Annotated in this window: 17 protein-coding genes; 11 read left to right on the top strand and 6 right to left on the bottom strand. The window is 73.9% G+C overall.

The features are described 5' to 3' along the window. Nucleotides 1-98 precede the first annotated feature (98 nt). The 4 genes from eccCa (at nt 99) to ACSDG8_RS19005 (ending at nt 7039) form a co-directional block, all read left to right on the top strand. Nucleotides 99-4037, top strand: coding sequence for a type VII secretion protein EccCa (gene eccCa / locus ACSDG8_RS19020; protein WP_439427129.1), 3939 nt, complete (start codon nt 99-101; stop codon nt 4035-4037). Nucleotides 4038-4146: 109 nt separating this feature from the next. Continuing rightward, complete coding sequence (gene mycP, locus ACSDG8_RS19015; RefSeq protein WP_439428065.1) at nt 4147-5442, top strand: type VII secretion-associated serine protease mycosin; 1296 nt, start codon at nt 4147-4149, stop codon at nt 5440-5442. Nucleotides 5443-5488: 46 nt separating this feature from the next. Further along, nucleotides 5489-6283, top strand: coding sequence for a phosphatase PAP2 family protein (locus ACSDG8_RS19010; protein WP_210894257.1), 795 nt, complete (start codon nt 5489-5491; stop codon nt 6281-6283). A gap of 30 nt (nt 6284-6313) precedes the next feature. Beyond that, nucleotides 6314-7039, top strand: coding sequence for a phosphatase PAP2 family protein (locus ACSDG8_RS19005; protein ID WP_210894260.1), 726 nt, complete (start codon nt 6314-6316; stop codon nt 7037-7039). A gap of 16 nt (nt 7040-7055) precedes the next feature. On the opposite strand, the gene ACSDG8_RS19000 is transcribed toward ACSDG8_RS19005, so the two are convergent. The 6 genes from ACSDG8_RS19000 to ACSDG8_RS18975 all read right to left on the bottom strand — a co-directional run bounded on the left by ACSDG8_RS19000 (nt 7056) and on the right by ACSDG8_RS18975 (nt 12471). Then, a complete protein-coding gene (locus ACSDG8_RS19000; RefSeq protein WP_210894262.1) occupies nt 7056-8234 on the bottom strand; it encodes a MarP family serine protease in 1179 nt (392 codons plus the stop codon). 76 nt (nt 8235-8310) lie between these two features. Continuing rightward, complete coding sequence (locus tag ACSDG8_RS18995) at nt 8311-9003, bottom strand: NUDIX hydrolase (RefSeq protein WP_210894264.1); 693 nt, start codon at nt 9001-9003, stop codon at nt 8311-8313. Beyond that, a complete protein-coding gene (locus ACSDG8_RS18990) occupies nt 9000-9605 on the bottom strand; it encodes a TlpA family protein disulfide reductase (protein WP_210894266.1) in 606 nt (201 codons plus the stop codon). The genes ACSDG8_RS18995 and ACSDG8_RS18990 overlap by 4 nt, the downstream gene beginning before the upstream one ends. Next, nucleotides 9602-10381 carry an endonuclease III gene (gene nth, locus ACSDG8_RS18985; RefSeq protein WP_210894268.1) on the bottom strand — a complete coding sequence of 260 codons (780 nt, stop codon included), beginning with the start codon at nt 10379-10381 and terminating at the stop codon, nt 9602-9604. Before nth ends, ACSDG8_RS18990 begins: the two co-directional genes overlap by 4 nt. Before the next feature lie 59 nt (nt 10382-10440). Beyond that, nucleotides 10441-11679 (bottom strand): CapA family protein, encoded by a 1239-nt coding sequence (locus ACSDG8_RS18980; protein WP_439427128.1) that lies wholly within the window; start codon nt 11677-11679, stop codon nt 10441-10443. A 105-nt stretch (nt 11680-11784) separates the two neighbouring features. Further along, the gene (locus tag ACSDG8_RS18975) at nt 11785-12471 is read right to left on the bottom strand and encodes an adenosylcobinamide amidohydrolase (RefSeq protein ID WP_210894270.1); all 687 of its coding nucleotides are present in this window, start codon (nt 12469-12471) and stop codon (nt 11785-11787) included. A 219-nt stretch (nt 12472-12690) separates the two neighbouring features. Between ACSDG8_RS18975 and ACSDG8_RS18970 the strand changes: the two genes are divergently transcribed. The 7 genes from ACSDG8_RS18970 (at nt 12691) to ACSDG8_RS18940 (ending at nt 20207) form a co-directional block, all read left to right on the top strand. Beyond that, nucleotides 12691-13368 carry a Crp/Fnr family transcriptional regulator gene (locus ACSDG8_RS18970; RefSeq protein ID WP_007466162.1) on the top strand — a complete coding sequence of 226 codons (678 nt, stop codon included), beginning with the start codon at nt 12691-12693 and terminating at the stop codon, nt 13366-13368. 133 nt (nt 13369-13501) lie between these two features. Continuing rightward, entirely contained in the window at nt 13502-14245 is a 744-nt protein-coding gene (locus tag ACSDG8_RS18965) for a metallophosphoesterase family protein (protein WP_439427127.1), read from the top strand. A gap of 105 nt (nt 14246-14350) precedes the next feature. Continuing rightward, the gene (locus ACSDG8_RS18960) at nt 14351-14971 is read left to right on the top strand and encodes a TetR/AcrR family transcriptional regulator (RefSeq protein ID WP_210894274.1); all 621 of its coding nucleotides are present in this window, start codon (nt 14351-14353) and stop codon (nt 14969-14971) included. Nucleotides 14972-14999: 28 nt separating this feature from the next. Next, nucleotides 15000-15794 (top strand): TIGR03084 family metal-binding protein, encoded by a 795-nt coding sequence (locus ACSDG8_RS18955; protein WP_210894276.1) that lies wholly within the window; start codon nt 15000-15002, stop codon nt 15792-15794. Beyond that, nucleotides 15791-17467, top strand: a complete 1677-nt coding sequence (locus ACSDG8_RS18950) for an acyclic terpene utilization AtuA family protein (protein WP_439427126.1) — start codon at nt 15791-15793, stop codon at nt 17465-17467. The genes ACSDG8_RS18955 and ACSDG8_RS18950 overlap by 4 nt, the downstream gene beginning before the upstream one ends. Further along, complete coding sequence (locus tag ACSDG8_RS18945; RefSeq protein ID WP_439427125.1) at nt 17464-18603, top strand: acyl-CoA dehydrogenase family protein; 1140 nt, start codon at nt 17464-17466, stop codon at nt 18601-18603. The genes ACSDG8_RS18950 and ACSDG8_RS18945 overlap by 4 nt, the downstream gene beginning before the upstream one ends. After that, complete coding sequence (locus tag ACSDG8_RS18940; RefSeq protein ID WP_439427124.1) at nt 18600-20207, top strand: acyl-CoA carboxylase subunit beta; 1608 nt, start codon at nt 18600-18602, stop codon at nt 20205-20207. Before ACSDG8_RS18945 ends, ACSDG8_RS18940 begins: the two co-directional genes overlap by 4 nt. Nucleotides 20208-20209: the final 2 nt, after the last annotated feature.

The raw sequence follows: 20209 nt of genomic DNA, 5'->3' as shown, positions 1-20209 counted from the left end.
ATCTCCATATCGAGCGGGAACAGTGGGCTGACGGACGAGAGGACTTTACCTACGATGAGCCAGGCTCGGGTTACCCAGAGCCACTTTGGGGAGGGTGAGTGTCCACTGTCGTCATCAAGCGGCCGCCACGCCGCCCGGCGCCGGAGATCCCGGTCGGCGAACTGCCGGTCGAGGCGCCGCCGGAGATCCCGGTGGCGACCGGCGGGCGCTGGCAGCAGGCGCTGATGGTGCTGCCGATGCTCGGCGGGACGGTGGCCATGGCGATGATGTTCGGCCGGGGCGGCGGGGCCTACTCGTACGTGGTGGGCGGCATGTTCGGCCTCTCCTCGCTGGCGATGCTGGTGACCACCTGGGGCAGCGCCGGGCCGAAGAAGTCCGAGCTGATGGCCGCCCGCCGGGAGTACCTGCGGCACCTGGCCACGCTGCGCCGCCGGGTGCGGGAGACCGCGGGCGCGCAGCGGGCCGGGCTGTCCTACCGCCACCCCGACCCGGGGCGGCTCTGGTCCACCGTCGACAGCCACCGGGTCTGGGAGCGGCGGCCCGGCGACGCGGACTTCGCCGTGGTCCGGGTCGGTGTCGGGCCGCAGACGCTCGCCACCCCGTTGGTCCCGCCGGTCACCCGCCCGCTGGAGGAGCTGGAGCCGATGACGGCCGGGGCGCTGCGGCGCTTCCTGGACGCGTACTCGGTCGTGCCGGACCTGCCGGTGGCGCTGTCGCTGCGCAGCTTCGCCCGGGTCTTCGTGCGTGGCCCGGCCGGCCCGGTACGCGGCGCCGGATCGCCCGCCGCGCAGGCGCTGGCCCGCGCGGTGCTCACCCAGCTCGCGGTCTTTCACGCCCCGGACGAGCTGCTGATCGCGGTCTGCTCCGGGCCGGAACGCCGGGCCGCGTGGGAGTGGGTCAAGTGGCTGCCGCACGCCCACCACCCGAGTCGTACCGACGCGCTCGGCCCGGTGCGGCTGGTCACCAGCTCCGCCGCCGACCTGGAGCGGCTGCTCCACGACGTACTCGGCGCCCGGTCCCGGTTCAGTCCGCACGGCGTGGCCACGGACGGGCCGCACGTCGTGGTGGTGCTCGACGGCGGCGACCTGACCGGGGCCACCGACCTGGCCGGCGACGGCGGCATCGACGCGGTCACCGTGCTCGACCTGGACACGCCGCCGCCCCGGCTGCTCGACCGGTACGCGCTCCTGCTCGACCTGGTCGACGGCCGGTTGCACTCGCACTCCGCCGAGGGGCACGCCGAGGTGGGCGCCGCCGACGCGCTGGCCGCCGCCGACGCCGAGGCGGTGGCCCGCCGGCTCGCGCCGCTGCGGCTCGCCGGCACGGTACGCGGACCGGACGCGCCGCCGGGCGCCGAACCCGGGCTGCCGGAGCTGCTCGGGCTCGGCGACCCGGACGGCTTCACCGCCGAGCAGGGCTGGGCGCCCCGGGCCGCGCGGGACCGGCTGCGGGTGCCGATCGGGGTGGGCGCCGACGGCGGGGCGATCGACCTCGACCTGAAGGAGTCGGCGCAGGACGGCATGGGCCCGCACGGCCTGCTGATCGGCGCGACCGGCTCGGGCAAGTCGGAGCTGCTGCGCACGCTCGTACTCGGCCTGGCCGCCACGCACAGCTCGGAGCAGCTCAACTTCGTGCTCGTCGACTTCAAGGGTGGCGCCACGTTCGCGCCGTTCGAGCGGCTGCCGCACACCGCCGCCGTGATCACCAACCTGGCCGACGCGCTGCCGCTGGTGGACCGGATGGTGGACGCGATAAACGGTGAGCTGATGCGCCGGCAGGAGCTGCTGCGCCGGGCGGGCAACTTCGCGAGCGTGCGCGACTACGAGCGGGCCCGGGCGGCCGGCTCCCCGCTGGCCCCGCTGCCGTCACTGCTGCTGATCTGCGACGAGTTCTCCGAGCTGCTGTCGGCCAAGCCCGACTTCATCGACCTGTTCGTGCAGATCGGCCGCCTGGGCCGGTCGCTCGGGGTGCACCTGCTGCTGGCCAGCCAGCGGCTGGAGGAGGGACGGTTGCGCGGGCTGGACACGCACCTGTCGTACCGGATCGGGTTGCGCACGTTCTCAGCGCTGGAGTCCCGGACGGTGCTCGGCGTGCCGGACGCGCACGAGCTGCCGCGCAGCCCGGGGCACGGCTACCTGCGTTCCGGCACCGACCCGCTGGTGCGGTTCAAGGCCGCCTACGTCTCCGGCACGGTCCGCCGCCGCGGCGGGCCGGCGGGCGCGTCCGGCGCCGGTGAGGCACGGGTGCTGGCCTTCTCCACCCATCTGGTGCCGGTGCCCGAGCCGGCCACGCCCGCCGCCCTGCCCGCCGAGGACGACAGCGGCGAGACGCTGCTCGACCTGCTGGTGGACCGGCTGGCCGGGCAGGGCCCGCCGGCGCACCAGGTGTGGCTGCCCCCGCTGGACGCCTCGCCCGCCCTGGACGAACTGCTCGGTCCGGTCGGCGTCGACCCGGTACGCGGGCTCACCGTTGCCAACCCGGAGCTGCACGGGGCGCTCCAGGTGCCGGTGGCGGTGGTGGACAAGCCGTTCGAGCAGCGGCGCGACCTGCTCTGGCTGGCGCTGGACGGCGCGGCCGGGCACGTCGCGGTGGTCGGCACCACCCGCAGCGGCAGGTCCGGCCTGCTGCGCACGCTGGTCTGCGCGCTCGCGCTCACCCACACTCCGGCCGAGGTGCAGGTCTACTGTCTCGACTTCGGCAGCGGGACGCTCGGCGCGCTGCGCGACCTGCCCCACGTGGGCGGTGTCAGCGGGCGCTCCGACGGCACCTCGGTGCGCCGTACGGTCGGCGAGGTCGCCGGCCTGCTCGCCGAGCGGGAGCGGCGCTTCGCCGAGGCGGGCGTGGAGTCGATGGCCGCGTGGCGACGGCGCCGGGCGGCGGGCGCCACCGACGCCTTCGGCGACGTGTTCCTGGTCGTGGACGGCTGGAACACGTTGCGGGGTGAGTACGAGGATCTGGAACCGCTCGTCACCGAGCTCGCCACCCGGGGCCTGGCGTACGGGGTGCACGTGGTGGCGAGCGCGCTGCGCTGGTCGGACTTCCGCCCGGCGATCCGCGACCTGTTCGGCTCCCGGCTGGAGTTGCGCCTGGGCGACCCGGCCGACTCGGTGGTGGTCAAGCGCGCGCTGGCGGCGACAGTGCCGGAGGAGCGGCCGGGGCGGGGCATCACCGCCGGCGGGTTGCACTTCCTCACCGCCGTGCCCCAAGTGGACGCGCTGGGCGGCGAGACAGCCGATCTGGTGAAGGCGGTCGCCGGGGCGTGGACCGGTCCGGTGGCGCCCCGGATACGCCTGCTGCCGCCGGTGCTGCCCTACGCCGAGCTGGACCAGAGCGCGACGACCGGGCTGGCGTTCCCGATCGGCGTGGCGGAGGCGGACCTCGCCCCGGTGGTGCTGGACTTCGCGACCGAGCCGAACTTCGTGGTCTTCGGCGACGCCGAGTGCGGCAAGTCGTCGTTCCTGCGCGCGCTCGCCACGTCGATCGTGCGCCGGTTCAGCCCGGAGCAGGCCCGGGTGATCCTGGTGGACTACCGGCGCAGTCTGATGGGCACGATCGAGTCCGCGCACCTGATCGGATACGGCACGGCGGCGCCGCACACCGCCGAGCTGATCGAGTCGGCCGCCGGCTACCTGGCAGGGCGCCAGCCCGGGCCGGAGGTGACCCCGGCCCAACTGCGCAGCCGGTCCTGGTGGAAGGGACCGGAGCTGTTCGTGCTGGTGGACGACTACGACCTGGTGGCCGGTGGGCCGACCAACCCGCTGCGCGCGCTGGAGGAGCACCTGCCGCACGCCCGGGACGTCGGGCTGCACCTGGTGCTGGCACGGCGGACCGGCGGGGCGGGACGGACCGCGTACGAGCCGATCGTGCAGCGGTTGCGGGAGTTGTCCACGGCCGGGCTGGTGATGTCGGGCGGCCCGGAGGAGGGCGCGCTCGTCGGTCAGGTCAAGGCCGGTCCGCTGCCGCCGGGCCGGGCCCGTCTCGTCACCCGTCGTGAGGGGGTGCGCCTGGTGCAGTTGGCGCATCTCCCGCCCGGGTGATCCGAGGCGCGGAGTTGGCCCGTGACGGCCGGGACAACCGGTAATCTCCGAGCAGCATGTGTCTGACGCGACGGAACGGCTGGGAAATGTGACAAGGGATCGGCAGGGCCTGCCCGGTGGGCCGCCCCGGCGTCTCGCCGGACGCGCGTTGCTCGCGGTCGCGTCGGCGCTGGTCGTCGTCGCCGGTCCGCTGACGCTGCCGGCACAGGCCGCGCCGTCCGTCCCGGTCGCCGCCCAGCAGCAGCAGGCGTCTCCCGACCGTGCGCTCCGCGGCGACCACGTCCGCGACGAGCAGTGGCAGCTGGAGAAGCTGCGGGCGAAGACCGCCTGGCGCACCTCGACCGGGCGTGGCGTGGTGGTCGCGGTGATCGATTCCGGTGTGGACGCGTCGCATCCCGACCTGGCCCGTCAGGTGCTGCCCGGTCTCGACCTGGTGGAACCCGACGGTTCGGACGGGCCCGATCCGGTGGGGCACGGCACCACTGTGGCCGGACTGATCGCCGGGCGGGCCGACGACGACCGGGGCGTGGTGGGGCTGGCGCCGGACGCCAAGATCCTCCCGGTCCGGGTGCTCGACGCCGAGAACCGCTACGACGACGCGCTCATCATCGCCAAGGCGGTGCGCTGGGCGGTGGACAACGGCGCCCAGGTGGTCAACCTGTCGCTCGGTGGCAGCAGCGACAGCGCGGCGCTGGCCGCGGCGCTCGACTACGCCTTCGCCCGGGACGTGGTGGTGGTCGCCTGCACCGGCAACCTGGCCACCTCGACGACCACCAAGGTCTGGTACCCGGCCCGGGAGCCCGGCGTGCTGGCGGTCGCCGGGCTGGAACGCTCCGGCGAGAACCTCTGGTCCGGCTCGATCACCGGCCACGAGACGGTCCTCAGCGCACCGGCCACCGCGCTGTACGGCGCGCGGCCGGAGGGCGGCTACTGGCGGGTGCAGGGGACGAGCTTCGCCGCGCCGCTCGTGGCCGCCACTGCCGCCCTGGTCCGCTCGCGGTACCCGAAGATGTCCGCCGGCGACGTGGTCAACCGGCTGATCAGCACGGCCCGGGACCTGGGCCCGACCGGACGCGACGACCGGTTCGGCTACGGCCTGGTGGACCCGGTGGCGGCGCTCACCGCCGACGTACCGTCGGTGGGTCACAACCCGCTGGACGACAACGACTCCCCCGGCGTGGTGGGCTTCGGGCCGGCTCCGGGCGACGGGCGGGACACCCGGGCCGCGGCGGCCGGCCGCGGCGGCGACCCTCTGGGGCGTGCGCCGGAGGGCTGGTCGGCGCTGCCGGCGGGGCAGACAGTCGTCGGCGCCCCGGAGCGGCTCTGGAGCGGCCTGGCCCTGTTCGTCGCCCTGATCACCGGCAGCGCGCTGATGGTGCGCCGGTTCCGGCAGGTCCGTCGCTGACGAACATGACGGTCTGACCGGGCCCTTCCCTGGGTAGGGAAGCCCCATGGACACCACCGGGGCGACTGTCACGCGGCGCCGGTCGTGGCGGGGCCGCCGCCTCGACCCGGAGCACTCACTGGGTCTGCGGCTCTCCGTGGCGACCGCCGCCGCGTTCCTGGTGCTGATCCCGTTCGCCCTGCTCGCGCTGCTGGTGCTCGGCGCCTGGCCGCCGCTGCTGCGGCTGGACGCCTCGATCACCGACGCGTTCCACGGGTACGCGCAGGACCACCCCGCCTGGGTCGGCGTGATGACGGTCTGGACGCACCTGTTCGGGCCCGGCCCGCTGCGGGTGGCCGCCGCGGTGGTGGCGGTGTGGCTGTTCCGGCGCGGCGCGTCCCGGCTCGCGGCCTGGGTGGTGGTCACCATGATCGCCGGTGGGCTGCTCGGCGCGTTGCTCAAGCTCCTGGTCGGGCGGGACCGGCCGGATCTGCTCGAACCGGTGGCCCGGGCGGCCGGTTACTCCTTCCCGTCCGGTCACGCGCTCAACGCGGCGCTGGCGGCCGGGGTGCTGTTGCTGGTGTTCCTGCCGTACGCCCGGGACAGCCGCGCCGGCCGGATCACGCTGTGGGCCGCCGCGCTGCTGGTCACTGTGGTGACCGGGCTCAGCCGGATCGCGCTGGGCGTGCACTGGACCAGCGACGTCGTGGGTGGCTGGGTGCTCGGGACGGCCGTGGTGGCCGCCACCTCGGCCGGGTTCGTCACCTGGCGTACCGGGACCGGGCGGCCGTCCACCCGTCCGCTGCGGGAGGGAGCCGAGCCGGACCTGGCCGAGCCGGGCGCACCGGACGGCCGGGCGTAACCGGACCGGCGCCGGGGTACAGGCGAGCCCATGTCCGATGTCGTGATCCGAGTCACCCGGCGTGTCCTGCTGCCGCTGGTCCTGCTCTTCGCGCTGATGGTGGGCCTGGGTCTGCTGGTCACCCGGGTGCTGGCCCGCACCTGGCCGTTCACCGTGGAGGACACGGTCAACCGCGAGCTGGCCGGCGATCGCACGCCGGGCTGGAACGACGTCTCGCTCGTCTTCAGCACGCTCGCCAGCACCCAGATGATCGTCGTGGTCACCGTGCTGGCGGCGCTGGTGCTGCGGCTGGTGCTGCACCGCTGGCGGGAGCCGCTGTTCCTCTGCGCGGCGGTGACCGCGCAGGCGCTGATCTTCCTGTTCACCACGATGGTGATCGACCGGAACCGCCCGGCCGTCGAGCACATGGACGCCTCCCCGCCGACGTCCAGCTTCCCGTCCGGGCACACCTCGGCAGCCACCGCGCTCTACGTGGGTCTCGCGGTGCTGCTGGCGCTGCGGGCGCGCAGCACCCCCGTGAAGGTGGGCTGGTGGGCGCTGCTGGTGCTGGTGCCGGTGGGCGTGGCGCTCACCCGGATGTACCGGGGCATGCATCACCCGAGCGACGTGGTCGCCTCGTTCCTCAACGGCGGCGCCTGCGTGGCGATCATGGCGCGGACGGTGCTCGACCGCACGCTCACCTGGGGTCGCGCCCGGCTGCCGCTGTCCCGCTCCGGCGACGACGTGACAACGGCGGGAGCACCGGCGGGCGGCTGAGCGCCGCCGGCCGGGCTCAGGTGCACTCGCCGGTGGCGACTCCCCGGGTACGCTCCGCGCCCGCCAGCGCGACCGGTCGCGCCTCGGCCGCGGTCACCGCGAAGCCGGTGTTCGGGTCGTCGGCCGCCGCCGCGAAGATCACGCCGAGTACCAGCCCGTTCGAGGAGACGAGCGGGCCGCCGGAGTTGCCGCTGCGGACCAGCGCCCGGATCGTGTAGATCTCCCGGGTGACGTCCCCGGCCGAGTAGATGTCCGGACCGGTGATCCGGTCGACGTCCCGGATCCGGGCCGGCCGCGCGTCGTACGGGCCGTCGAGCGGGAAGCCGAGCACGATCGCGTCCGCCCCGGTGGCGGCCTGGCCGGCGGCGAAGCGCAGCGACGGGCCGGGCAGCCCGGGTACGTAGAGCACGGCGAGGTCCCGGTCCGGGTCGTAGACCACCACCTCGCCGTCGTACCGCTCGCCGCGCAGCTCCACCGCCACCGAGCGGGTGCCGGCGACCACGTGCGCGTTCGTCATCACCCGGTCGTCGGCGTACACGAAGCCGGAGCCCTCGATGCGGCGTGAGCAGCTCGGCGCGGAGCCGAGCACCTTCACCACCGACCGCCTGCTGTTCTGCACCACCTGCGAGTTGGCCAGCGCCGGGTCGGGCGGGGCGACCTGCCGGGCCCGGGTCGGCGCGAGGTCGCCGAACACGTCCGGGAAGCCGTTGGTGTCGACGGTGTCGCGCAGCGCGGTGGACAGATCCTGCGCCTTGTCCGGCAGCACCTGGTCGACGACGGTGAGCAGCGCGCTGTTGCGGACCGAGGAGGCCAGCCACGGCACCGAGGAGGAGCCGAGCGGCACGGCGACCAGCCAGGCCACCAGCATGACCGCGATGACCGAGATGAACGCGCCGCCGACGTCGTCGATCTTCCGCCCGGCCGGCCCGGTGATGGCCGCCCGCAGGTTGGAGCCGAGCCAGCCGGCCAGCGCCTGCCCGAGCACGGCGAGCCCGAAGATCGCCACCAGGGAGACCAGCACGCGTGTGCCACTCGCCGTGAACTGCTGGGCGATCAGCGGCCCGACCTGGAGGCCGAGCAGCGCGCCCAGGAAGAAGCCGGAGAACGACAGGGCCCCGATGACGAAACCCTGACGGTATCCGCTGATCGCGAACACGAGCATGAGCAGGAGAAGGACGAGATCCACGGCGGACACGCCCCAAGGGTACGGGCACGGGGCCCGTGCTCGGTTCAGCGCTCGCGGAACGTGACCCGAGGATGCGTACCGGTGATCAACGCACCGGAGTCTCGTCGGCCGGTTCGGTGCCCGCCGACGGCGCGGGTGTGGCGTCGACCGGCGGCAGCTCCACCACGCGCGAGCGCGGCCACGGCCGGGACCAGCCGCCCATCTCCAGCAACCGGTCGATCACGCCGGCGGTGAAGCCCCAGACCAACATGCCGCGTACGGAGAACGCCGGGCCGATCCAGCCGCTCGGATGGCGGACCCGCATCCGGTTGGCCGGGTCGACCAGCTCGGTGACCGGGAGCCGGGCCACGTGCGCGACCTCGGCCGGCTCGCGCGGGTGCACCGGGTGCGGGTCGTGCCACCAGGCGAGCACCGGGGTGACCACGAAGTCGCTGACCGGGATCCAGAGCCGGGGCAGCTCGGCCAGCACCGTGACGCTGCCGGGGTCGAGGCCGACCTCCTCGTTCGCCTCGCGCAACGCGGTGGCGCGGGCGTCGGCGTCCTCCGGGTCGGCGGCGCCGCCGGGAAACGCCGGCTGACCGGCGTGGTTGCGCAGCGTCGCGGCGCGCTGGAGGACCAGCACGTCCGGCCCGGCGTCCGGCTGCTCGCCGAGCAGCACCAGCACGGCGCTCTCCCGGCCGCCGTGCTCCGGCGTGACGATGCGGGTGAAGTCCTCCGCCCGTGCGGTGCCGAGCCGGCCCAGCAGCGGGTCGAACCACCCCGGCGGCCGTCGGGTCATACCTTCACCCCGAGGTGGCGCTCAAGCAGCGCGGCGAGGCGGGCGTCGTCGAGCGCGCCGGTGGCGTCGGTGTGCCGGATCCGTCCGTCGGCGTCGACGAGCACTGTGAGCGGGAACGCGTTGCGTTCCAGGGCGCGCTGGAACGCCTCGCCCTGGTCGAGCAGCATCGGGAAGCCGACGCCGTAGTCCTCGCCGATCGACTGCGCGCCGCCGCGGCTGTCCCGGCTGTTCACGCCGATCACCTGGAACCGGCCGTCGGCCCGCTCGCTGAGCCGCTGGAACGCGGGCAGCTCCTTGCGGCACGGCGGGCACCAGGACGCCCACACGTTGATCACGGCCGGGCCCTTGACGTCGCGCAGCTTCACCGGCGCGCCGCCGGTGAAGCAGTTGAGCGTCAGGTCGGGCAGCTGAGCGCCGGCCTTACCGGCGGGCGCCGGGGACGCCGAGGTGGGCGCGACGGTCAACGGGGCGCAGTCGGCGAACGGCGAGGGACGCTCGGCCCGGGCGGCCGGCGCCGGACGTTCCGGTTCTTCGGCCGTTGCGGTGCAGCCCGCCGCCGCGAGCAGCAGCGGAACGAGCAGGTACGCGAGGCGACGCGTCATGGCACGTCCGCCGCGGCGGCCTGCTGCGGCACGAGGTCGGGGTCGAGGCCGACTGCTACCGCCAGGTCACGGGCCCGGGGGCCCTTGAGCAGCTTGGCCGCGGCGGCCGGCTCGGTCGGCCCGGTGCCGTACGCGGGGCAGAGCTTCGCCAGCGTGCACGCGCCGCAGGCGGGCTTGCGGGCGTGACAGACCCGGCGGCCGTGGAAGATGACCCGGTGCGACAGCATCGTCCAGTCGCGCTTCGGGTAGAGCGCGCCGATCGCGTGCTCGATCTTCACCGGGTCGGTCTCGGTGGTGAGCGCCCACCGCTGCACCAGCCGCTGGAAGTGCGTGTCGACGGTGATGCCGGGGACGCCGAACGCGTTGCCGAGGATGACGTTGGCGGTCTTGCGGCCGATCCCGGGCAGGGTCACCAGGTCGTCGAGCCGGCCGGGCACCTCGCCGTCGTACCGCTCGCAGAGCGCCCGGCCGAGGTTGATCAGGGAGCTGGTCTTGTTGCGGTAGAACCCGGTGGGCCGGATCAGCTCCTCCAGCTCGGCGCGGTCCGCCCCGGCGTAGTCGGCGGCGCTGCGGTAGCGGGCGAACAGCTTCGGCGTGACCTCGTTGACCTTCTTGTCGGTGCACTGGGCGGACAGGATCGTCGCGACCGCCAGCTCCAACGCGTTGGAGTGGTCGAGTTCACAGTGCGCGTCGGGGTGCGTCTCGGTCAGCACTCGGCCGATGCGCCGGGCGCGGCGCGTACGACCGAGGTCGGTCTCGGGGGAGCGCGTGGTCACGTGGGCCAGCCTACGTCGCGGGGCCGACGCTCCGGCCGCGCGGCGCGGTGGTCGTGCGCTCAGCCACCCGCCGGTACGGTGATCCTGCCGGTCGCGTCGAGCTTCGCGCCGGTGTCCGGGAAGTCGGCCCGGTTCAGCTCGCGGATCAGCCCGAGGCCGCGGTTCTGCCGGTCGACCGACGGACGTCCCACGCCGTTCATCACCGTCGAGGTGAACGTGCCGCCGACGAACTTCCCCTCGGCGGTGAGCGACACCTTGAGCACGCCGCCCCAGCCGAGCCGCCCGGAGCTGTTCAGCGACTTCCCGCCGCCAGCGAAGTTGCCCAGGCTGTACGCGATCAGCCGCCCCTTGTAGAACTCCATCCCGCGCAGCACGTGCGGGCCGTGGCCGATGACCAGGTCGGCGCCGGCGTCGATGACGGTGCGGGAGAAGCGGATCGGGTCGCCCCGGTTCTCGCCGAAGAACATCTCGGTGCCCGGCTTCACCCGGGTCTTGTCCGACCCCTCGGCGCCCATGTGCACCTGCACCACGACGATCTGGGCCGCCTCCTTGGCCATCTCGATCACCTGCTTGGCGGCGCCGAGGTCGACCAGGCTGTTCGACCAGGGGTACGACGAGAAGCCCACCACGGCGACCTTGACGCCCTTGACGTCCACCACGGTGATCTCGCCGGGCGCGCCGGTGTGCTTGAGGCCGTGCGCCTCCAGCGCCGACTGGGTGTTCTCGTAGCCCTGCCGCCCGTAGTCGTAGCCGTGGTTGTTGGCCTGGTTGAGCAGCTGGAAACCGGCCGAGCGCAGGTGCGCGGCGTAGCCGGGGGGCGCCCGGAACTGGTAGCAGTTCTTCGGCTGCGGGCCACACTTGCCGGCGCCGGTGTCGTCGGTGAGCGGCTCCTCCAGGTTGCCCATCACCAGATCGCCCTTGAGCGCCGACTTCACGTCGTCGAAGAAGCCCTTGCCGCCGTTTGGCGGCAGCCGGTCCGGGGCGTTGCCCATGATCACGTCGCCGGTCGCGGTCAGCGAGATCGACGGCTCATCGGCGGCGTCCGGCGCCGCGGGCTGGTCACCGGTTGCCGGTCCGGCCGCGCCGGTCGACCCGCCGCCCTGCCCGGCCTGCCACCGCGCGTCGGCGCCGGTTCCACCGCCGTCACCGGCGCAGCCGGCGACGAACAGGACTGCGGCGAGCGCGGCGAGCGCGACCAGGCGCCGCCCGACCGCGCCACGACGTGGTCCGGGGAGGGCGGTGTGCGGCGCGGGGGCGGTGTGCGGCGCGGCGACGGCGGCGCGGCGGGCACGGGGCACAGAACGGGCGGGAGCGTACATCGTCGGCGACGCTACCGTCCCCGGGACGCGGCGACGAGGGCCGATCGGTCGGAAAACCGGGCTCGCCGGAGATGCGTCCGCACGTCAGCCCCCGACCCGGTCGGACCAGGGCACGACGGTTCCGGCGCCGCCGGAGCGGACGGCGGCGTGCACGGCCCGGGCCAGCGGCGCGCCCCAGGCCGACCGGGGACCGCCGTACGGGGCCGGTTCGCCGTCGGCCGGGCAGAGCACAGTCACCGCGTCGGTGGGGGTGCCGGTGGCCGGCAGTCCCAGCTCCCAGATCGCCTGCGCCTTCGCCTCGGTGGCGGTGGCCACGGCGTTGACCAGGGCGGCGTCGCCGAGCCGCTGCGGCACGTACACGACGATGTTGACCGTGCCGACGCGCTGCGCGGGCGGCGCGGGCTCGGGCGCGGCGGGCGGGGCCGGCTCGGGCGCGGCGGCCCAGACCGGCGTGCCCAGGCCGACAGTCGCCCAGACCCGGACGCCGCCGTCGGCGCGGCTGACCACCTCGGTCACGTCCACGCCGGTCAGCAGCCCGACGCCAGGTCCGCCCAGGCCGAGGCCGTCCGCCAGCTCGGCCAGGTGCGCGGCGGGGTCGTCCCGGTGGTACGACATCGGCACTGTCGCGTTCAGCACCCACCCGCGGACGCCGATGCCGCCGCCCAGCGGGGCGGAGCCGACCGCCAGCAGGGGTCTCTCGGCCTGCCAGACCAGCAGGGGGATATCCCACCCGGCTTCGGACCGGGTGGTCAGGAACGGCTCACACAGCACGCCGGTCACCCTACGATCACAGGTGGGAACGGGTGGCGCCGGCCCGGACCGGAAGCGGGATCTTAGCTGCTCACCGGGTCCGGCAGGTTACGCCCAACGATCAAGATTCCAGGGGTGCACCTCTGATTCCTACTCATGTGCGCCTAGACTGGCGGCGCGCGAGGGATCAGCGGACGGCGGACCCGGCCGACGGACGGCACGCGCAGGCGGAGGTGCGCGATGGACGAGGTACTGGCCCGCAGCGGGATCTTCCAGGGTGTCGACCCGGAGGCTGCCGAGGCGCTCGCCAAGGAGATGGAGACGATCGAGGTCCGCAAGGGCGAAATCGTCTTCAACGAGGGCGAACCCGGCGACAGTCTCTACATCCTCCTGTCCGGCAAGATCAAGGTGGGTCGCCGCGCGGCGGACGGCCGACAGAACCTGATCGCCGTGATGGGCCCGTCGGACATGGTCGGCGAGCTGTCGCTCTTCGACCCCGGTCCGCGTACGGCGACCGCCACCGCGGTCACCGACACCCGGCTCGTACGCCTGCGTAAGCAGGCGCTGCGGCCGTGGCTGAACAACCGGCCCGAGATCGCCGAGCAGCTGCTGCGGGTGCTGGCCCGCCGGCTGCGCCGGACCAACGACTCGCTCGCCGACCTGATCTTCACGGACGTGCCGGGCCGGGTCGCCAAGAACCTGCTCCAGATGGCCGGCCGCTTCGGCACCCGCGACGGCGGCGTGCTGCGCGTGACGCACGACCTCACCCAGGAGGAGATCGCCCAGCTCGTCGGCGCCTCCCGGGAGACCGTCAACAAGGCGCTCGCCGACTTCGCCTCGCGCGGCTGGCTGCGACTGGACGGCAAGAGCATCATCATCCTCGACCCGGAGCGCCTGGCCCGCCGCGCGCGGGTCTGACCTCCGTACCGGCTTCCCCGGCCCGGCCCGCCACCGCGCGGAGCCGGGCCGAAGCCGTCTTCTGCGCGGGCGCGGTCTCTGCCCGCCGCAGAATCGCTTGGTCCAGCCGGGTCGGCGTCGGCAGGCTGGGGCGATGCCCGATCGTGTCGCCGTTCTCTCCGACATCCACGGCGTGCTGCCCGCACTGGAAGCAGTTCTGGCCGAGCCGGACGTGGCCGCCGCCGACCTGATCGTCCTCACCGGTGACCTGGCGGCCGGCCCGCAGCCGGTCGAGGTGCTGGACCGGCTGGCCGCGCTCGGTGACCGGGCCTGCTGGGTCGGCGGGAACGCCGACCGGGAGCTGGTGCAGGCGCGGGCCGGCCAGCCGTCGGCCATTGCCGTCTCGAACTGGGCCGCCGGGCAGCTCCGCGACGACCAGGTGGCCCGGCTGGCCGCGCTGCCGCCGTACGTCACGCTGCCGGTCACCGGGCTGGGCGAGGTGCTGTTCTGCCATGCGACCCCGCGCGACGACGAGGAGGTCGTGCTCGTCGACTCGCGGCTCGACCGCTGGGCCGAGGTCTTCGCCGGCCTGCCCGCCGAGGTCGGCACGGTGGTCTGCGGGCACACGCACATGCCGTTCACCCGGCTGGTCGACCGTCGACTGGTGGTGAACCCGGGCAGCGTCGGCATGCCGTACGGCGGCACGGGCGCCTGGTGGGCACTGCTCGGTCCGGGCCTGCAACTGCGCCGTACGCGCTTCGACGTGGACGCCGCGTGCGCCCGGGTCGCCGCCGAGTCCGCCTTCCCGGATGCGGCGGCCTGGGCCGACGAGTACGTCCGCTCCCGCCACTCCGACGCCGACGCGCTCACGGTCTTCGCCCCGCGCGACGGTCGGTGAGGCGTTAACAAGGGGCCCTTCCTCTACCGGAGGCGTCAACAAGGGACCCCTCCTTTCAAAAAAGTCAGGCTTGACTGTTTGTTTTGTGGGCGGCAGGCTGTTGGCGTGTCCACCGCACCGAGCCGCGTCCCGCAGCAGGAGCGCAGCCGCGCCACCCAGGCCCGGCTGCTGGAGGCGACCGTCGACTGCCTGGTGGAGCACGGCTGGTCCGGCACCACCACGACGGTCGTCGCGGCCCGCGCCGGCGTCTCCCGGGGCGCCCAGCTGCACCACTACCCCACCAAGACCGCCCTGGTCACTGCCGCCGTCACCCACCTGACCGAGCGCCGGGCTGCCGAGCTGCGCGCCGAGGCGGCGGCCCTGCCCTCCGGGCCGCAGCGGCTCGACGGGGTGGTCGACCTGCTCGCGGCCTCGTTCACCGGCCCGCTCTTCGTCGCCGCGCTGGAGCTGTGGGTGGCCGCGCGTACCGACGCCGAGCTGCGGGCCGCGCTGGTGCCGCTGGAGGCGCGGATCGGCCGCGAGATGCACCGGCTCACCGTCGAACTGCTCGGCGTGGACGAGCGCAAGCCGGGCGTACGCGAGTCGGTGCAGGCCACGCTCGACCTGCTCCGCGGCCTCGGTGTCGCCAACCTGCTCAGCGACGACTCGCCCCGCCGCGCCGCCCTGCTGCAGACCTGGAAACGCCAGCTCGCCGTGTTGCTCACCCCCGAGAGCGAGCGGCACTGACCCCCTGACCCACCCGCACGGAGGCACAATGGTCGACCTGACAGCCCTGCTCGCGGATCTGGCCGCCGAGTCCGAACAGATCGACGCGCTCGTCGCGGACCTTCCGCCGGATGAGTGGGAACGGCCGACACCGGCCCCGGGCTGGACCGTCGCACACCAGATCGCGCACCTGGCCTGGACCGACCACGTCGCCTACCTGGCGGCCACCGACGAGGCCGCGTTCTTCGCCTCGGTGATGGCCGCGCCGGACCCGTCGCGCCTGGTCGAGGACGGCGCCGAGTCCTTCCTCGCGCCCCCGCCCGCGCTGCTGGCCCGCTGGCGCGCGGGCCGCTCCGCGCTCGCCGGGGCGGTCGCCGCCGTCCCGGCCGGGCAGAAGATCCCCTGGTACGGCACCAGCATGTCGCCCACCTCGATGGTGACCGCCCGGCTGATGGAGACGTGGGCGCACGGCGAGGACGTGGCCGAAGCGCTCGGCGTTAGCCGTCCCCCGTCCGAGCGCCTGCGGCACATCGCGCACCTCGGCGTCCGTACCCTCGGGCACGGCTTCGCGGCCCACGGCCGTGCGGTGCCCACGACGCCGGTGCGGGTCGAGCTGACCGCACCCACGGGCGGTGACGTGTGGGAGTTCGGGCCGGCCGACGCGGCCGACCGGGTGACCGGCCCGGCGCTCGACTTCTGCCTGCTCGTCACCCAGCGCCGGCACCGCGCCGACCTGGCCCTGACCGCCACCGGGCCGGTGGCCGACGAGTGGCTGGACGTGGCCCAGGCGTTCGCCGGCCCGCCCGGCGACAAGCGGGAGCCGGCGGGCGGAGTCGCCCCATGAGCGTGCTGCGGATCGGAAACGCGTCGGGCTTCTACGGCGACCGCTTCGCCGCCTGGCGGGAGATGCTCGACGGCGGCGAGCTGGACGTGCTGACCGGTGACTACCTGGCCGAGCTGACCATGCTCATCCTCGGCCGGGACCGGATGCGCGACCCGTCGCTGGGCTACGCGAAGACGTTCCTGCGCCAACTGGAGGGCGTGCTCGGCACCGCGCTGGAGCGCGGCGTCACGCTGGTCACCAACGCGGGGGGCCTCAACCCGGCCGGGCTGGCTGACGCGATCCGGTCGCTCGGCGACCGGCTCGGCGTCCAGGTGCGGGTCGGGTACGTCGAGGGCGACGCGATCCAGCGGCCGGACGCGCTGACCGCCAACGCGTACCTGGGCGCGTTCGGGATCGCGGCCTGCCTCGACGCGGGCGCGGACGTGGTGGTCACCGGGCGGGTCACCGACGCCTCGCTGGCTGTCGGCCCGGCGATCGCCCGCTTCGGCTGGACCCGCGACGACCTCGACGCGCTGGCCGGGGCCACGGTGGCCGGGCACCTGATCGAGTGCGGGGCGCAGGTCACCGGCGGCAACTTCAGCTTCTTCACCGAGCTGCCGGACGGCGGGCGCCGCCCCGGTTTCCCGATCGCCGAGCTGCACGCGGACGGCTCGTCGGTGCTCACCAAGCACCCCGGCACCGGCGGCGCCGTCACCGTCGAGACGGTCACCGCCCAGCTGCTGTACGAGGTGGGCGGGCCGGACTACCTCGGGCCGGACGTGGTGACCCGGCTGGACACGGTACGGCTGGAGCAGGAGGGCCCGGACCGGGTACGCGTGTCCGGGGTACGCGGCACGCCTCCGCCGGAGACGCTCAAGGTGGGCGTCAACAACCTGGGCGGCTTCCGCAACTCGATGACGTTCGTGCTGTGCGGGCTGGACATCCCGGCCAAGGCGGCGCTGGTCCGCGCCCAGGTCGAGGAGTCGGTCGGCACGGAAGGGCTGGAGTTCACGCTGGCCCGTACCGACCACCCGGACACCGGCGACACCGAGGCGGCGAGCGCGCTGCTGCACGTACACATGCGCGACGGCGACAAGTCGCGGGCCGGACGGGCGTTCTCGGCGGCGGCGGTGGAGCTGGCGCTGGCCTCCTACCCGGGCTGCACGCTGACCACGCTGCCCGGTGACGCGACGCCGTACGGGGTGTTCACCGCCGACGCGATCGCGCAGGACGCGGTCGAGCACGTCGCGGTGCTGCCCTCCGGTGAGCGGGTGCCGATCCCGCCGCCGACGGTGACGAACGGTTTGCAGGGGGCCCCTGTACAACACGAGGCGTTAACCGGGGGCCCTTCCTTGCATGCAACGCGGCGGGGGCCGCTCGGTGAGCTGGTCGGCGCGCGGTCCGGCGACAAGGGTGGCGACGCCAACCTCGGCGTCTGGGCCCGCACCGACGCCACCTGGCCCTGGCTGCGCGACTGGCTGACTGTGGACCGGCTGGCGGAACTGCTGCCGGAGACGGCGGCGCTGAAAGTCGAGCGGTACGAGCTGCCGAACCTGCGCGCCGTCAACTTCGTGATCCGGGGGCTGCTCGGGCAGGGCGTGGCGGCGTCCACCCGGTTCGACCCCCAGGCCAAGGCGCTCGGCGAGCTGCTGCGCTCGCGAGTGGTCGATCTTCCGACGGAGGTTCCGGCATGACCATCGTGGACACGCCGGAACGCCGGCAGCTGCGCGAGCTGACCCGCTCGTTCGTGACCCGGGAGGTGCTGCCGCACCTGTCCGACTGGGAGCGGGCCGGCGAGCTGCCCCGGTCGTTGCACGAGAGCGCCGCGAAGGTCGGCCTCCTGGGCATCGGCTTCCCGGAGTCGGTCGGGGGCAGCGGCGGCGACCTGCTCGACTCGATGGTGGTCACCGAGGAGATCATCCGCTCGGGTGGTTCGTCGGGGCTGATCGCCGCGTTGTTCACGCACGGGATCGCGCTGCCGCACATCGTCGCGGCCCAGGACGAGGCGCTCATCGAGCGGTACGTCCGTCCCGCGCTCGCCGGGACGATGATCGGCGCGCTGGCGATCACCGAGCCGGACGGCGGCTCGGACGTGGCGGGCATCCGCACCTGCGCGGTACGCGACGGCGACCACTACGTGGTCAACGGCGCCAAGACGTACATCACCAGTGGGGTCCGGGCTGACTTCGTCACCACGGCGGTCTGCACCGACTTCCCCGGGTCGGGCTCGCTCAGCCTGCTCGTGATCGACAAGGGCACGCCCGGGTTCACAGTGGGCCGGCGGCTGGAGAAGCTGGGCTGGCACTGCTCGGACACCGCCGAACTGTCCTTCGCCGACGTCCGGGTGCCGGTGAGCAACCGGGTCGGCCCGGAGGACACCGGGTTCCTCGCCATCATGCAGCAGTTCGCCGCCGAGCGGATCTCGCTCGCCACGCAGGCGTACGCCACCGCGCAGCGCTGCGTGGACCTGGCCGTGCGGTGGTCCCGGGACCGCCAGACGTTCGGCCGGCCGCTCGTGGCGCGGCAGGTCGTCCGGCACCGGCTGGCCGAGATGCACTCCCGCACCGAGGCGGCCCGGGCGTACGTGCACGAGGTCGCCGAGCGGGTCGCCGCCGGGCAGCCGGTGGTGACCGAGGTGGCGATCGCGAAGAACGTGGCGGTGTCCGCGTGCGACTTCGTCGTCGACGCCGCGCTGCAACTGCACGGCGGTTTCGGCTACATGCGGGACGCCGAGGTGGAGCGGCACTACCGCGACGCCCGGCTGCTCGGCATCGGCGGCGGCGCCACCGAGATCATGAACGAGATCATCGCGAAGGGCATGGGCCTGTGAGCACGACAGTTCTGCAGAGCACGATCGACCCGTCCGCGCCCGCCTTCACCGCCAACCGGGAGGCGCTGCTGGAACGCCTCGCCGAACTGGAGGAGGCGCTCGACCAGGCCCGGGGCGGTGGTGGCGAGAAGTACGTGACCCGCCACCACGGTCGCGGCAAGCTGCTCCCCCGCGAGCGGATCGAGCTACTGCTCGACCCGGACAGCCCGTTCCTGGAGCTGTCGTCGGTGGCCGCGTTCGGCACCGACTTCCCGGTCGGCGCCAGCACCGTGACGGGCATCGGCGTGGTCGAGGGCGTGGAGTGCCTGATCGTGGCGAACGACCCGACGGTACGCGGCGGCGCGATCAACCCGTGGTCGCTGGCGAAGACCCGGCGGGCGGGTGAGATCGCGGCGGCGAACCGGCTGCCGATGGTGAACCTGGTCGAGTCGGCCGGCGCGGACCTGCCCACCCAGGCGGAGATCTTCATTCCGGGCGGCCGGGTGTTCCGGGACCTGACCCGGCTGTCGGCGCAGCGGATCCCGACAGTGAGCGTGGTCTTCGGCAACGCCACGGCCGGCGGCGCGTACGTACCAGGCATGTCGGACTTCACCATCATGATCCGGGACCGTTCGCAGGTCTACCTGGCCGGGCCGCCGCTGGTGAAGATGGCCACCGGCGAGGTCACCGACGACGAGTCGCTCGGTGGCGCGGCGATGCACGCCACCACGTCCGGCCTGGCCGACTTCCTCGCCGAGGACGAGCGCGACGGGATCCGGCTGGCCCGGCAGTGCGTCCGCCGGCTCAACTGGCGCAAGCACGGCCCGCCGCCGCGCAACCCCCACCCGCTGCCTCCCCGGTACGACCCGGAGGAGCTGCTCGGCATCGCCAGCGCCGACATGAAGGTGCCGTTCGACCCGCGCGAGGTGCTGGCCCGGGTGCTCGACGACAGCGCGTTCGACGAGTTCAAGCCCGGCTACGGCACCGCGCTCGTCACGGGCTGGGGTGAGCTGCACGGCTACCCGGTCGGTGTGCTGGCGAACGCCCGGGGCGTGCTGTTCAGCGAGGAGGCGCAGAAGGCGGCGCAGTTCATCCAGCTCGCCAACGTGGCGGACACACCGCTGGTGTTCCTCCAGAACACCACCGGCTACATGGTCGGCACCGAGTACGAGCAGCGCGGCATCATCAAGCACGGCGCCATGATGATCAACGCGGTGTCGAACTCGAAGGTGCCGCACCTGACCGTCAACCTGGGCGCCTCCTACGGCGCCGGCAACTACGGCATGTGCGGCCGGGCGTACGAGCCGCGGTTCCTGTTCACCTGGCCGAACGCGAAGTCGGCGGTGATGGGCCCGGCGCAGCTCGCCGGGGTGCTGTCCATCGTGGCCCGGCAGGCGGCCGCCGCCCGGGGACGCGAGTACGACGAGGACACCGACGCCGCCATGCGGATGATGGTCGAGCAGCAGATCGAGTCGCAGTCCGGCGCGCTGTTCCTGTCCGGGCGGCTCTACGACGACGGGGTGATCGACCCGCGGGACACCCGTACCGTCCTCGGGCTCTGCCTGTCGGCGATCCACAACGGACCGGTGAAGGGCGCCGACGGTTTCGGCGTCTTCCGGATGTAGGG

It is taken from the genome of Micromonospora sp. LA-10 (genome assembly GCF_051853095.1).
In the GTDB taxonomy this organism is placed as follows: Bacteria; Actinomycetota; Actinomycetes; order Mycobacteriales; family Micromonosporaceae; genus Micromonospora; species Micromonospora echinospora_A.
This window is presented reverse-complemented; position numbering and strand designations above follow the sequence as displayed.